This is a genomic window from Gordonia sp. ALPHA1B1 (assembly GCF_005502615.1).
GTDB classification, from domain to species: domain Bacteria; phylum Actinomycetota; class Actinomycetes; order Mycobacteriales; family Mycobacteriaceae; genus Gordonia; species Gordonia hongkongensis.
Window position 1 is genome coordinate 30,490 of the sequence record NZ_SCOC01000003.1, and the last position, 13,473, is coordinate 43,962.

Below are 13,473 nucleotides of genomic sequence, written 5' to 3' on the forward strand. Positions count from 1 at the left end.
GACCGGACTCAGCGGTCGGTGACGGCACTCTCCGCGGCGGCGGCCCACTCGCGCCACTGCGCAGCCTGATCGCGCAACTTCGCGGCGTCGCGGTCCTTTCCGCGTTCGGCCGCCTTGCGTGCCTGGTCCTCGAGTTGCGCTGCGCGATCGGCGAATTGCGCCGCCCGCGCCAGTGCCTCGGGATCGGTCCGTTGCCACTGAGCGTCCTCGGCGTCGCGGATGCGCTTCTCCAGGGCCCGCGCGCGGGCCTCCAGGCTGTGCATCTGATCGCGCGGGACCTTGCCCAGTTCGTCCCACTGATCGCGGAACGACCGGAACTCGCGGCGGGCCGCGTCGAGATCGGCGGCCGGGTCGATGGCCTTCTCGGCGGCATCGAGCAGGGCGACCTTGGCGGTCGCGTTCGCGGAGAATTCCGCGTCGCGTTCCGACGACGCCGCGTTGCGGGCGCCGAAGAAGACGTCCTGTGCGGCCTTGAACCGCTGCCAGAGGGCCTCGTCGGTGTCCCGCGGGGCGCGGCCGGCCGCCTTCCACTCACCGAGCAGTTCCCGGAACTTGGCCGACGTCGGACCCCAGTCGGTGGAGCCGGACAGCTCCTCGGCGCGGGCGATGAGTGCTTCCTTGCGTTCCTTCGCACCGGCGCGCTCGCGGTCGAGTTCGGCGAAGTGCGCACCTCGCCGGCGATTGAAGGCGTCGCGCGCTTTGGCGTACCGCTTCCACAGCGCGTCGTCGGTCTTGCGGTCGACGCCCTTGATGGACTTCCACTCGTCCAGGATCTCGCGCAGCCGGTCGCCCGCGCTCTTCCAGTTGGTCGCGTCGGCGCCGATCTGCTCGGCCTCGGCGGCGAGGACCTCCTTGCGCGCGATGGCCTCCGACCGGGTCTTCTCGCGCTCGGCGCGGATGGTCTCGGCGACCTCGTCGGCGCTGCCGACGATCGCCTCGAGGCGGCGCTGCAGCGCGGCGACGTCACCGATCACATGCGCGTTGGGCAACTCTTCGAGCAGGTGTCTGGCGGCTTGCTGGGCCTTCCGCGGATCTCCCGAGCGGGCGGTGAGCCGTTCCTCGAGGATCTCGACCTCGGTGGCGAGGTCGTCGAACCGGCGTCCGAAGTGCGCAAGCCCCTCCTCGACCGTGCCGGCCTGCCACGAACCGATCTCGCGTTCGCCCTCGTCGGTCTTGAGCCACACGACACCCGACTCGTCGATTCGACCGAAGCGGTGCGGATCGCCGGTGACGAGATGCGTGACGACCGGTTCGGACGCGATGCCGGGGCGGGGTCCGGGCTTGGGCCGGGGTCCCGGCTTGGGTCCCGGCTTCGGTGTGTCCGGCCCGGCGGGTGCCTGCTGGGGTTCGGAAGCCGATTCGGTCGGGTTGCTCATGTGCACGTGTCCTGCCGTTCAGTGGTGCCGCGCGTCACGGCTGCCGGTCGCTGGAGTCGGTTCTCGCCGGGCATCCTACGCCCGCGATCGCCGACAAGTACCGTTCCATTCAAGCAGTTCAGGCCCGTCGATGTGGCGTCCGTGCCGAGTTGGTGGGTCGCGGCGCGGGGTAACCGGCGCCGGGAGCGGGGCGAGCGGGACGGATCCTGTCGACTAGCGTCGTGGTGTGCTTGCGGCCGTCGTCTTCGTTCCGAGTGCCCCGCTGCTCGTCCCCGAGTTGGCCGGACCGGCCGCCTTCGACACCGAGCCGGTGCGGCGGGCAGCTCTCGACGCGGTCGCGGGCGCGCTCGGCATCGACCGCTGGGTGGCGATCGGAACCGCCGACGAGGCGATCGCGGGCCTGGTGGGCGAGCCCCTGCGCGGCACCTTCGCGCGCTTCGGCGTGGATGTCCCGGTCACGATCGACTCCGCGATCACCGATGTCGCCGCCACCGATGTCGCCGCCACCGATGTCGCGGTCACCGACCCGCTGCCCCGGATGAGTCTGTCGGCGCTGATCGCCGGGTGGATCGCCGAGCGGATGGCGCTGGGTCCGCTGAGCGTGTGCAGCGTCGGTTCCGCCACGCCGCCCGCGGAGTGCGTCGCGGTGGGTACCCGGCTGGCCGCCCGTCTCGACGAGGGCTCGGACGCCGTCGGGGTCCTGGTGGTGGGCGACGGGTCGACGGCGCTGACCGACAAGGCCCCCGGCGGGGGGCGTCGGGAATCGGCGGTGGCGCTGAACGACGCGATCGTGGCTGCGCTCGGATCGGCGGACACGGACACGCTGATGGCACTCGACCCTGCGAAGTGCGATGCCGAGGGCGTCGGCGGCCGGGTCGCGTGGCAGGTGGCGGCCGGTCTCGTCGGCGACCGGTCGGTCCGGGCGGTACCCGACTTCGCCGACGCGCCCTTCGGCGTGGGTTACGTGGTCGTGACCTGGACCGTCGACGACGGCGAGCACGCCCGATGACCGCGCCGCCCACCCCGATCGCTGTTGTCGGACCCACTGCCGGCGGCAAGTCCGATCTGGCCCTCGACCTCGCCGAACGGCTCGGCGGCGAGATCGTCAACATCGACGCGATGCAGCAGTACCGCGGCATGGACGTCGGGACGGCCAAGCTCCCGCCCGACGAACGCCGTGGCATCCCGCACCACCAGTTGGACGTGCTCGACGTGACCGAGGTGGCGACCGTCGCGCGCTATCAGCAGGCCGCGCGGGCCGACGTCGATCGGTTGCGCGCCGCGGGTCGGGTCCCGGTGATCGTCGGCGGATCGATGATGTACGTCCAGGGACTCCTCGACGACTGGCAGTTCCCGGCCACCGACCCGGAGGTCCGCCGGCGTTACGAGGACCTGCTCGACGAGCGCGGAGTGGGCGAGATGCACCGGTTGCTCGCGGAGGTCGACCCGGCCGCGGCGTCGACCATCCTGGCCACCGACGGTCGCCGCATCGTGCGGGCGCTGGAGGTGGTCGAGCTGACCGGTGCACCCTTCGCCGCGTCGCAGCCCACCATCGGCGAACCGCGCTGGGGCACGATCATCCTCGCCCTCGACCGGGACACCGAGGAACTCGACGATCGGATCCGCCGTCGGACGAGAGCGATGTTCGAGCAGGGCCTCGTCGAGGAGGTGGAGGACCTCTGTTCCCGCGGCCTGCGAGAGGGACGCACCGCGTCGCAGGCGATCGGTTACAAACAGGTCCTCGCGGCCCTCGACGACGAGTACGACCTCGCGCAGGCCGAGGAGCTGACCTTCATCGGCACCCGGCGTTATGTGCGTCGGCAGCGCTCGTGGTTCCGCCGCGATCACCGGGCGCAGTGGCTCGACGCCGCCGCACCCGATCTGCTCGACCGAGCGCTGCGCATCGTCGACGCGCCTTCCCCGTAGGCTGTGATCCGTGACTTCCGCCCCGCAGAGCAGTGCGAGCGACGGCCTGCACTTCGTCAAGGGTCATGGCACCCAGAACGACTTCGTGGTCCTCGCCGACCCCGACGCCGAGATCGCGCTCGACGCCGCGACGGTCGCGGCGCTGTGCGACCGGCAACGGGGGATCGGCGCCGACGGATTGCTGCGCGTCGCCCGCTCGGGTGCCCTCGTCGCGGCCGGTGTCCTCGACGCCCTGCCCGACGGGGTGTCGGCCGACGACTGGTTCATGGACTACCGCAACGGCGACGGTTCGGTCGCGGAGATGTGCGGCAACGGGGTACGCGTCTTCGCCCACTACGTCCGGGCGTCGGGACTGGTCGACACCGACACGTTCTCCGTCGGTTCCCGCGCGGGTGCCCGCGGCGTCACCATCCACTCCTTCGACGCCGTGCACGCCGAGGTCACGGTGGAGATGGGTCCGGCGCGGCTCGACGGGTCGTCGGTGGTCCGCATCGGTGACGACATCTACCCCGGTGCGATGGTCGACGTGGGAAACCCCCACCTGGCGTGCGTCGTCGCGGACATGACCGCGGCCGACCTCGACGCGGTCGACTTCTCCGCCGGCGTGATCATCGAGGCCGCCGACTTCCCGCACGGCGCGAACGTCGAGCTGCTGACCCCACCCGTGGAAGGCCCCGACGGCGGCCTGACCGCGCGGATGCGGGTGTTCGAGCGGGGCGTCGGGGAGACGCGCAGCTGCGGAACCGGCCTGGTCGCGGCGGCGCGCGCCGCTCTCGACGCCCGCGGCGCGGACACCGGCGAGCTGCGCATCGGCATCCCCGGCGGTGAGGTCACCGTGACGATCCGTCCCGACGGCTCGACCCTGCGCGGGCCGTCGATGCTGGTCGCCGACGGGGTGCTGCGGCCCGGCTGGGCGCGCTGAGCTCGATATTCGCGTGCTCGGCCCGGGCCGGTCGTGAGACCATGGTTCCCGTATGACCGAATCAGAAGCACAGATCATGTCCGCGGCCGATCTCGGGATCCGCGACACCGCGGATCCCACCACCGGCGAACTCCAACTGTCCGAGCGCGCCTCACTGCAGCGCATCGCGGGACTCTCCACCGAACTCACCGACGTCACCGAGGTCGAGTACCGGCAGCTACGACTCGAACGCGTGGTCCTGGTCGGCGTGTGGACCGAGGGCAGCGCGGCTGCCGCGAAGGCCAACATGACCGAGCTGGCCGCCCTCGCCGAGACGGCCGGTTCACAGATCCTGGACGCGGTGATCCAGCGTCGCTCCAAACCCGATCCCGCCACCTACATCGGCAGTGGCAAGGCCGAGGAATTGCGCGAGATCGTCCTCGCGACCGGCGCCGACACCGTCGTCTGCGACGGTGAGCTCACCCCCGCCCAGCTCAATGCGCTGGAGAAGGTGGTGAAGGTGAAGGTCATCGACCGCACCGCGCTGATCCTCGACATCTTCGCCCAGCACGCGACCTCTCGCGAGGGCAAGGCGCAGGTCTCCCTCGCGCAGATGGAGTACATGCTCCCGCGTCTGCGCGGATGGGGTGAATCGATGTCCCGGCAGGCCGGTGGCCGGGCGGGCAGCAACGGCGGTGTGGGCCTGCGCGGTCCCGGTGAGACCAAGATCGAGACCGACCGTCGCCGGATCCGGGAGCGGATGGCCAAGCTGCGGCGCGAGATACGCGGCATGAAGAAGGCGCGGACGACGAAACGTGCTGCGCGCAAGAGTGGTTCGATCCCGACGATCACCGTCGCCGGTTACACCAACGCGGGCAAGTCCAGCCTGGTCAACGCGATGACCGGCGCCGGTGTCCTCGTGCAGGACGCGTTGTTCGCGACCCTGGACCCGACCACCAGGCGGGCGACGCTCGACGACGGCCGCGCGGTCGTCTTCACCGACACGGTCGGGTTCGTGCGGCATCTGCCCACCCAGCTCGTCGAGGCGTTCCGCTCGACGCTCGAGGAGGTCGTCGACGCCGATCTGCTGCTGCACGTCGTGGACGGTGCGGACGCCTTCCCGATGGAACAGATCTCGGCTGTCCGTCAGGTCATCAACGAGATCGTCGCCGAAGAGGGCGTCACCGCGCCGCCGGAGTTGTTGGTCATCAACAAGATCGACGCCATCGACGGCAACCGCCTCACCGAGTTGCGTGGCGCGCTCGGTCCGGATGCGGTGTTCATCTCCGCCCGAACCGGTGAGGGACTGCCCGTACTCTTCGGGCGGGTGCGCGAGTTCGTCGGTCGCGAGGACGTCGAGATGACCATCGAGGTGCCGTTCGACCGGGGTGATGTCGTGTCTCGCGTCCACAGCGAGGGCGAGGTCATCTCGTCGGAGCACACCGAGACCGGTACCACGATGAAGGTCCGCGTCCCGGCCGCTTTCGCGGGCGAGATCGCGGACCTCCGGATCTGAGCGCTTCGCCGGCTGTACGGACCCAGTCGGCTGTACGGACCTAGTCGGCGTCGAGATCCTTCTCGACGAGACCGACGATGGTGTCGAGTGCGGCCTGGTCGTCGGCCGTCACGACCACGCGGGTGCCCTTCTCGGCCCCGAGCGTCATGATCATCAGCGCCGACCCCGCGTCCACCGGGTCACCGCCCTCGAGGCCCAGCGTCACCGGGCTGCCGGTCTCGGCGACCGCCTCGGCGATGATCGTGGCGGGGCGGGCGTGCAGTCCGACTGCGGAGCCGACGGTGGCGGTGGTGCTGGGCATGGGAACTCCTTCGAGTGTTGTCGTGCGATCTGTGGTGGTTGTCGGGCGATTCGGTGCCGGGGACCGCCCCGGATGTCAGGTGGTCGTGTGATCGGGTGTCAGACGGCGACCGCCTCGAGTTCCTCGAAGGCGACGGCGTCGCGACTGCGATGGACCTGCTTGGCCGCGACCACCAGGACGGCGGACAGCACCGTACCGGCGACCAGCGCGACGAGGAACAGGACCCAGTTGTTCATGGCGAAGAAGACGAAGATGCCGCCGTGCGGGGCGCGCAGTTCGACGCCGAAGGCCATGATCAGCGCACCGCTGAGGGCACCACCGGCCATCATCGACGGGATGACCCGGAAGGGGTCGACCGCGGCGAACGGGATGGCACCTTCGGAGATGAACGACGCGCCGAGGAGCCATGCGGCCTTGCCGTTCTCACGCTCCGGTTCGGTGAACAGGCCCGGACGGACGACGGTGGCGAGAGCCAGGGCGAGCGGGGGCACCATGCCGGCACACATGACCGCAGCCATGATCTGGAACTGCGCGGGTCCGGCAGTCGCCGCGTCGGCGATCCCGGCGGTGGCGAACAGGTACGCGCTCTTGTTGACCGGTCCGCCGAGGTCGAAGCACATCATCAGGCCGAGCACGATGCCGAGGGCGATGGCCGATCCGCCGGACATGCTCTCGAGGCCGCTGTTCATCTGCTCGGTCAGCCAGGCGAGCGGTTTGCCGAGGACCATGTAGAGCAGTCCGCCGACGATCATGCTGCCGAACAGCGGGATGACCACGACCGGCATGAGACCACGAGCCCACTGGGGCACCGGGGTCCGCGCGATCCACAGGCACACCACGCCGGCGATGAGACCGCCGATCAGTGCGCCGATGAAGCTGGCGCCCACGGCGAGCGAGACGATGCCGGCCACGAAACCGGGTGCGATACCGGGGCGGTCGGCGATCGCGAAGGAGATGTAGCCCGCGAGGACCGGTACGGCCAGACCCATCACGCCCGATCCGATCGCGAAGCTCACCGCGCCCAGGTATCGCAGCAGCCCGCCCGCCGGCAGGTCCCAGAGGCTGTTGTTCAGGGCGATGAACGCGCCGTCGCTGAGGGTGCCGCCGTCGTCGAGGTTCGTGTTGGCGACCTCGTAGCCGGCGAGCAGGAAGCCGAGCGCGATGAGCAGTCCGCCCGCCGCGACGAACGGGATCATGTAGCTCACACCGGTCATGAGTGCCTGGCGTGTACGGCCGGCGAGACCGATGCCCGACTTCGACGAGTCGGCCGCGTCCGCGTCCGAGCCGTCGCCGGTGACGCGAGCCGCGTTCGGGTCGCGCCCCGCCGCGACCGCCTCGGCGATCATGGCGTCGGGTTCGTTGATGGCGCGCTTCACCCCGGATGCGATGACGGGTTTGCCGCGGAACCGGTTGCGATCCTTGACCCCGACGTCCGTGGCGAAGATGACGGCGTCGGCCGAGGCGATCACGTCCGGGTCGAAGGCCGTGGTCGCCGAGGACCCCTGGGTCTCCACCGCGAACTCGACGCCGGCCCGCTCGGCGGCGTACTTCAGGGCGTCGGCCGCCATGTAGGTGTGGGCGATGCCGGTCGGGCATGCGGTGATCGCGACGATGCGCGGCGTGGCCGGTCCCGGGTCCGCGATCCGGTCAGAGTCCGGGTGGGCCGGCGCACCTTCGGATTTCGTGGTCGACGTCAGCGGTGCTGCCGCGGCGGCCGGGGCAGTGGTCGACGGGGCAGTGGTCGACGGGGCAGGGGTCGACGGGGTGGCGGTCGGCGCGGCTGTGCTCGCGGCCGGCGGCGCGGGGTCGATGGCCTCGTTGACCAATTCGATGACCCGCTCCTCGTTCTCGGCCGCGCGGAGCGAGGCCACGAAGTCGGGCCGGACGAGTGAGCGGGCCAGCGAGCTGAGGAGCTTCATGTGCGCACTGGCACCCCCCTCGGGCGCGGCGATGAGGAAGACCAGGTCGGCCGGCCCGTCCGGTGCGCCGAAGTCGACCGTGCGGGACAGCCGCGCCATGGCGAGACTGGCCGCGGTCACCGACGCGGTACGGGCGTGCGGGATGGCGATGCCGCCGGGAAGTCCGGTGGCGGACTTGGCTTCTCGGTCCAGTGCGGCCCGCGCGAGGTCGGCGGGATCGGTGGTCCGGCCGGCCGCGGCGAGGGCGTCGGCGAGCGCGGTGATGACGGCGGCGGGATCGCCGCCGGCGTCGACGTCGAGACTCACCGTCTGCGCGGTGATGATCTGCTCGGTCATGGCATGTCCTTCGGTGGAAAGGGTGGGGTCGGTGCTGGTGTGTCGAGGGTGGATGGAGTCGGTGCTGGATGGGTGCGGTGTTGGATGGATGCGGGGACTCGCCGGGACGGTGCCGTCAGGTCATGCGCGCGGCTCCCGACAGTTCGGTCACCCGCACGCCGGGGAGGTCGAGGTGGTCGGGCGTGGGGGCCTGGGTGCCGGCGAGCGATGCGGCCGCCGCGCCGTACGCCACGGCCGACCGGAGGCAGTCGGCGGGCGCGGCCCCGGTGCTCTGCGCGATGAGGTAGCCGGCCAGTGACGAGTCGCCGGCGCCGACGGTGCTGCGCGGGACGATCGGCGGCGGGGTCGCCGACCACACGCCGGATGCGGTGACCAACACGGCCCCGACGGCGCCGAGGGTGGCGAGGACGTTGCCCCCGATCTGCTCGGCGATGGTCGCAGCGGCATCGATGACCGGTCCGAGATCGTTGCGCGCGAGCGCTTCTCGAAGCTGTCCGGGGTCGGCGCCGGTCAGTTCGGCGAGCTCGTCCTCGTTGGGCTTGATCAGGTCGACGCGACCGGTGACGCTGGCACGGAGGGGAGCGCCCGAGGTGTCCACCGCGACCCGGCATCCGGCGAGGACGAGGTCGTCGGCGATCGAGCGGTACCAGTCGTCGGGGACGCCGGGAGGCAGCGAACCGCAGAGGGTGACCCACTGCGCGGAGCCGGCGTGCTCACGGATCAGCCCGACGAGCGCCTCGCGATCCGGGCCCGTCAAGGTGACGCCCGGTGCGTTGATCTTGGTGGTCGTCCCGTCGGATTCGGCGATGGTGATGTTGGACCGGACCTCGCCGTCGACCGGCACGGCGTCGTAGGGGAGTGCGAGGTCGTCGAGTGCGGCCCGCAGCGGGTCGCCCGGCCGCGCCGGGAGCAGTGCGCGGGTGGCCAGGCCGGCGGCCGCGACGACCCGGGCCACGTTGACGCCCTTGCCGCCCGGCTCGGTGCGGACCACGCCGGCGCGCTGCACCTCGCCGCGGGCGAGCGGTGCGCCGAGTTCGAGGGTGCGGTCGAGACTCGGGTTGGCGGTGACGGTGACGATCATGCGATCACGACCTCGACGCCACGCGCGGACAGGGCCGCCGAATAGGCCGGGTCGATCCCGGAGTCGGTGATGAGGACGTCGACGTCGTCGAGTCCGGCGAAGGAGGTGAGGTCCTCGCGGTCCATCTTCGAGCTGTCGGCAAGGACCACGACCCGTTGCGCGGCTGCGACCATCGCCGCCTTGACCGCGGCCTCGTCGGGGTCGGGTGTCGACAACCCGTGGGCCTCGCTCAGGCCGTTCGTCCCGATGAAGGCGGTGGTCACGCGCAGTCGGCGAAGCGCGTCCACGGTCTCGACGCCCACGGTCGCCTGGGTGAGACCGCGTACGCGTCCGCCGAGGGCATGGAGACCGTCGGGATGGGTGCCCGCGAGCAGGCCGGCGATGGGCAGGCTGTTGGTGAACAGGGTGAGCCTCCGATCGGGAGCGGTCGCCTCGGCCGCGCGGTAGGTGGTGGTGCCGGCGTCGAAGAGCACCGAGCCGCCGTCGGGCGGCAGGAACCGGATGGCCGCCCGGCCGATCGCGGTCTTCTGCTCGATCTGGCTCGACTCCCGTTCGTCGATCCCGAGCTCGCCGAGGGTGCGCATGATCTCGGCGCGCACGGCGCCGCCGTGGACCCGCTGGAGATGTCCGGCGCGTTCCAGTACCGCGAGATCGCGTCGGACGGTCTCGCTGGTGACGTCGAACTTCTCGGCGAGCGCGGCCACGGATGCCCGCCCCGCGAGGCGCACCTCGTCGACGATCGCCTGTTGTCTCTCCTCGGCGTACACACCGCTCCGATCTCCGGTTTCGACCACCCCGCTTGTTGAGGCGTGTGGGATTGGATGTTGTAGTTACTGTGTTTACGCCTGTTTGTGTTGACAAGTCAAGCACTTTTTGTAACGGTGGTCACATCGGTAGTCGAGTGAGAGGCAAGACGATGGCGCAGATCCTGACGGGAACCCCGGTGGTCGGCGGGTTGGCCCACGGTCCCGCGCTGTGGCCGGGCGAGCGACCCGACCACTCGCCGGAGAAGCTCGGCGTCGGTGTGGAGATCGCCGAGGAACGGCGCGCCGACGAGGTCACGCGCTTCGCCACCGCGGCCGGCGCCGTCGCCGCGCGGCTGCGCACGCGCGCGTCGCAGAACACCGGGGTGACGGCCGAGGTGCTCGCCGCGACGGCGGGCCTGGCCGAGGACCGCGGCTGGATCGGTGCAGCGACCGCGCTCATCGGCAAGGGCGCTCCCGCCGAGGCCGCTGCCGTCGCGGCCACCGAACAGTTCGCGGCGGTGTTCACCAAACTCGGCGGACTGATGGCCGAGCGGGTCACCGATCTCAACGACGTGCGCGACCGGGTCCTCGCCGAACTGCTCGGCCTACCCGAACCCGGTGTGCCCACCCCGGAGGTGCCGTCGGTCCTGCTCGCCGACGACCTCGCGCCCGCCGACACCGCGGGCCTCGACCCCACGAGCACCATCGCCCTCGTCACCCGCCTCGGCGGACCGACCAGCCACACCGCGATCATCGCGCGCCAGCTGGGGATCCCGTGCGTGGTGGCGGTGGCCGACCTGGACGAGATCGAGCCCGGCACAACCGTTCTCGTCGACGGCAGCACCGGGCGAATCGAGGTGGAGCCCGATGCGGAGGCGGCCCGGGCTCGCGTCGACGAGGATCGGCGGCATGCCGCACTCGTCGCCGGCTGGACCGGTCCGGGGCAGACCGCCGACGGGGTGGCCGTGGCGGTGCTCGCCAACGTCGCCGACGGATCGTCGGCACGCGCCGCGGCCGGGTACCCCGTCGAGGGCGTCGGGCTCTTCCGCACCGAACTCGCGTTCCTCGAGCGTGCCGACGAACCGTCGGTGGACGAGCAGGCCGCGATCTACCGGGAGGTGCTCGATGCGTTCGACGGGCAGAAGGTGGTCATCCGCACCCTCGACGCCGGGTCCGACAAACCGCTCCGGTTCGTGACCCATCCCGACGAATCGAACCCAGCGCTCGGCGTGCGGGGCGATCGGATCGCGCTGGCGCACCCCGAGATCCGCGCGCATCAGCTCGACGCGATCGCGCAGGCCGCGTCGGGGTCGGCCGTCGCGCCGTGGGTCATGGCGCCGATGATCGCCTCGCCGGCGGAGGCGCGCACCTTCGCCGCCGAGGTCCGCGGCCGTGGTCTGGTCGCCGGGGTGATGATCGAGGTGCCCGCGGCGGCGATCCTGGCCGAAGCCGTCCTCGCCGAGGTGGACTTCGTATCCATCGGCACCAACGATCTGACCCAGTACACGATGGCGGCCGACCGGATGTCGGCCGATCTCGCCGGACTGACCGACCCGTGGCAACCGGCCGTGTTGAGCCTCATCGCGGGTGTCGCGGCAGCGGGTGCACGTCAGGGAAAGCCGGTCGGGGTGTGCGGCGAGGCCGCCGCCGATCCGAACCTCGCCTGCGTGCTCGTCGGTCTCGGGGTCACCTCGCTGTCCAGCGCGCCGGCTGCTGCCGCGGCCGTGGGGGCCCGGCTCGGCGAGGTGTCCGCACCGGACTGCCGGGCCGCCGCCGAGGCTGCCCTGGCCACCTCGGATCCCGCCGCGGCGCGCGAGGCTGCCGCGGCGGTGCTCGACGGTTCGGTCGGTGGAGAGGTCAGACTCGCCGCATCACGGTGACGACCTTGCCGAGGATGACGGCATCGTTGCCCGGGATCGGATCGAACAGTTCGTTGTGCGGCATGAGCCAGACGTTGGGGCCCTGACGCTTGAAGGTCTTCACGGTGGCCTCGCCGTCGATCATGGCCGCGACGATGTCGCCGTTGTCGGCGACGTTCTGCTGCCGGACCACGACCCAGTCGCCGTCGCAGATCGCGGCGTCGATCATCGACTCGCCGACGACGCGCAACAGGAAGAGAGATCCCTCGCCGACCAGCTCACGGGGCAGCGGGAAGACGTCCTCGACGGCCTCCTCGGCCAGGATCGGACCGCCGGCCGCGATTCGGCCGAGAACCGGCACGAAGGTCGGCTCGGGCAGCTGACCGGCCGACGGGGTGTCCGGCGACGGGGTGTCACTCGGGGCGATGTTGACCGCACGGGGACGGTTCGCGTCGCGCTTGAGCAGCCCCTTGCGTTCCAGCGTCCGCAACTGATGGGCCACCGACGACGTCGAGGCCAGGCCGACCTCGTCGCCGATCTCCCGGATGCTCGGCGGATAACCGCGCTCGCGCACCGAGCGGCGGATCACCTCCAGGACCCCGGCCTGTCGCGGGGTGAGTGAGGCCTCGGCGGCGGCGGCGTCGAACGGGGCCTCGTCGTCGGCGCCCCGCGCTCGGCCGCGCCTATCGCCGGTGTCACTCATGTTCGGTTCCTCTCGTCTTCGGAACGTGCTGGTAGATGGCTTGCGCCGGGTCCGAGCCTAGCGGAGTGCGACCGGCACCTCAAACATTTGTTCGATGTGTCGCGAGACTTTGTCGGGACGTCGTGCTACAAATTCGAACATCAGTGCATCGAACATCTGATCGATGTTCGAACACCGACCGCCACACCCCGCACGATCCAGACACCAGAACACCGGAGGGCACCATGCGCACCGCCACTCTCGTCGCTCCCGTCCGCACCGACCGTCCCGACGCTGTCCGGCCCCCCACCGACCGCGCCGATCGGGTCCGGACGCGCGCCCCGCTGTCCGACGGCGGCCGCCCGGTAGACAACCGGCCGGCCGGCACCCGACCGCGGGGTGCGTCGCCGGTGACCCCACGGGTGGGCGGCACCCACTGTGGCTCTCCGGTCGGGGTGCGCGGGCGTGGCCCGGTCGGACCCGACGCGGCGGTGTTCCGTCGCCGCCGCCGCACCGCGGTCGCGCTCCTCGCCGGCGTCGGGCTGGCGTTCGTCGTGTGGGTGTTCGGTGTCGTGGGCCAGAACTACTCGGACTCGCTGACCCCGTCCGCCGTGAGTGCCGAGGTCGTCCACGTGCGCTCGGGGGACTCGCTCAGCTCGATCGCCGGCCGGGTGGCACCCGAGATGCCGCGCGAGGTCGTGATCGACGAGATCGTCGCGATGAACGATCTGGGGTCGAGCGCGCTGCAGGTGGGCCAGCCCCTGCTCACCCCCCGGTACCGCTGAGGCCGGGCGGTATCCTCGATGTCACAGGGGCCGGCCGACAAGCGG

Annotated in this window: 12 protein-coding genes; 6 read left to right on the forward strand and 6 right to left on the reverse strand. The window is 71.2% G+C overall.

Annotated features, from left to right (window positions below; translation table 11 throughout):
- Positions 1-8 precede the first annotated feature (8 nt).
- A complete protein-coding gene (locus tag FFS52_RS02510; protein WP_171011529.1) occupies positions 9-1,376 on the reverse strand; it encodes a DUF349 domain-containing protein in 1,368 nt (455 codons plus the stop codon).
- A 226-nt stretch (positions 1,377-1,602) separates the two neighbouring features.
- Between FFS52_RS02510 and FFS52_RS02515 the strand changes: the two genes are divergently transcribed.
- Genes FFS52_RS02515 through hflX form a run of 4 tightly spaced genes read left to right on the forward strand, consistent with a single transcriptional unit; the run spans position 1,603 to position 5,719 of the window.
- Positions 1,603-2,385: a hypothetical protein gene (locus FFS52_RS02515; RefSeq protein ID WP_137808716.1), complete on the forward strand. Its 783-nt coding sequence runs from the start codon at positions 1,603-1,605 to the stop codon at positions 2,383-2,385.
- Positions 2,382-3,302: a tRNA (adenosine(37)-N6)-dimethylallyltransferase MiaA gene (gene miaA, locus FFS52_RS02520; protein WP_137808717.1), complete on the forward strand. Its 921-nt coding sequence runs from the start codon at positions 2,382-2,384 to the stop codon at positions 3,300-3,302. Before FFS52_RS02515 ends, miaA begins: the two co-directional genes overlap by 4 nt.
- Positions 3,303-3,312: 10 nt before the next feature.
- A complete protein-coding gene (dapF, locus tag FFS52_RS02525) occupies positions 3,313-4,224 on the forward strand; it encodes a diaminopimelate epimerase (protein ID WP_137808718.1) in 912 nt (303 codons plus the stop codon).
- 52 nt (positions 4,225-4,276) lie between these two features.
- Entirely contained in the window at positions 4,277-5,719 is a 1,443-nt protein-coding gene (hflX, locus tag FFS52_RS02530; RefSeq protein WP_137808719.1) for a GTPase HflX, read from the forward strand.
- 40 nt (positions 5,720-5,759) lie between these two features.
- Here hflX and FFS52_RS02535 read toward each other — a convergent pair whose 3' ends face one another.
- The 4 genes from FFS52_RS02535 to FFS52_RS02550 form a co-directional block, all read right to left on the reverse strand.
- Positions 5,760-6,020 carry an HPr family phosphocarrier protein gene (locus FFS52_RS02535; RefSeq protein WP_058250193.1) on the reverse strand — a complete coding sequence of 87 codons (261 nt, stop codon included), beginning with the start codon at positions 6,018-6,020 and terminating at the stop codon, positions 5,760-5,762.
- Between the two features lie 98 nt (positions 6,021-6,118).
- A complete protein-coding gene (locus tag FFS52_RS02540; RefSeq protein ID WP_137808720.1) occupies positions 6,119-8,275 on the reverse strand; it encodes a fructose-specific PTS transporter subunit EIIC in 2,157 nt (718 codons plus the stop codon).
- 115 nt (positions 8,276-8,390) lie between these two features.
- Entirely contained in the window at positions 8,391-9,356 is a 966-nt protein-coding gene (locus FFS52_RS02545) for a 1-phosphofructokinase family hexose kinase (RefSeq protein ID WP_065628914.1), read from the reverse strand.
- Positions 9,353-10,123, reverse strand: coding sequence for a DeoR/GlpR family DNA-binding transcription regulator (locus tag FFS52_RS02550; protein ID WP_068969892.1), 771 nt, complete (start codon positions 10,121-10,123; stop codon positions 9,353-9,355). The genes FFS52_RS02545 and FFS52_RS02550 overlap by 4 nt, the downstream gene beginning before the upstream one ends.
- 149 nt (positions 10,124-10,272) lie before the next feature.
- On the opposite strand from FFS52_RS02550, the gene FFS52_RS02555 reads away from it, so the two are divergent.
- Positions 10,273-11,982: a putative PEP-binding protein gene (locus FFS52_RS02555; protein WP_137808721.1), complete on the forward strand. Its 1,710-nt coding sequence runs from the start codon at positions 10,273-10,275 to the stop codon at positions 11,980-11,982.
- On the opposite strand, the gene lexA is transcribed toward FFS52_RS02555, so the two are convergent.
- Complete coding sequence (lexA, locus tag FFS52_RS02560) at positions 11,960-12,664, reverse strand: transcriptional repressor LexA (protein ID WP_137808722.1); 705 nt, start codon at positions 12,662-12,664, stop codon at positions 11,960-11,962. The two genes, FFS52_RS02555 and lexA, sit on opposite strands and share 23 nt — an antisense overlap.
- Positions 12,665-12,888: 224 nt before the next feature.
- Between lexA and FFS52_RS02565 the strand changes: the two genes are divergently transcribed.
- Positions 12,889-13,428 carry a LysM peptidoglycan-binding domain-containing protein gene (locus tag FFS52_RS02565; RefSeq protein ID WP_137808723.1) on the forward strand — a complete coding sequence of 180 codons (540 nt, stop codon included), beginning with the start codon at positions 12,889-12,891 and terminating at the stop codon, positions 13,426-13,428.
- The last annotated feature ends 45 nt before the right edge of the window (positions 13,429-13,473 follow it).

What these genes read in the sequence shown, in the direction of transcription:
- FFS52_RS02555 (WP_137808721.1), top strand. Translation starts at nt 10,273, where the DNA reads ATGGCGCAGATCCTGACGGGAACCCCGGTGGTCGGCGGGTTGGCCCAC.
- lexA (WP_137808722.1), bottom strand. Translation starts at nt 12,664, where the DNA reads ATGAGTGACACCGGCGATAGGCGCGGCCGAGCGCGGGGCGCCGACGAC.
- FFS52_RS02535 (WP_058250193.1), bottom strand. Translation starts at nt 6,020, where the DNA reads ATGCCCAGCACCACCGCCACCGTCGGCTCCGCAGTCGGACTGCACGCC.
- FFS52_RS02565 (WP_137808723.1), top strand. Translation starts at nt 12,889, where the DNA reads ATGCGCACCGCCACTCTCGTCGCTCCCGTCCGCACCGACCGTCCCGAC.
- miaA (WP_137808717.1), top strand. Translation starts at nt 2,382, where the DNA reads ATGACCGCGCCGCCCACCCCGATCGCTGTTGTCGGACCCACTGCCGGC.
- FFS52_RS02540 (WP_137808720.1), bottom strand. Translation starts at nt 8,275, where the DNA reads ATGACCGAGCAGATCATCACCGCGCAGACGGTGAGTCTCGACGTCGAC.
- FFS52_RS02510 (WP_171011529.1), bottom strand. Translation starts at nt 1,376, where the DNA reads ATGAGCAACCCGACCGAATCGGCTTCCGAACCCCAGCAGGCACCCGCC.
- FFS52_RS02545 (WP_065628914.1), bottom strand. Translation starts at nt 9,356, where the DNA reads ATGATCGTCACCGTCACCGCCAACCCGAGTCTCGACCGCACCCTCGAA.
- hflX (WP_137808719.1), top strand. Translation starts at nt 4,277, where the DNA reads ATGACCGAATCAGAAGCACAGATCATGTCCGCGGCCGATCTCGGGATC.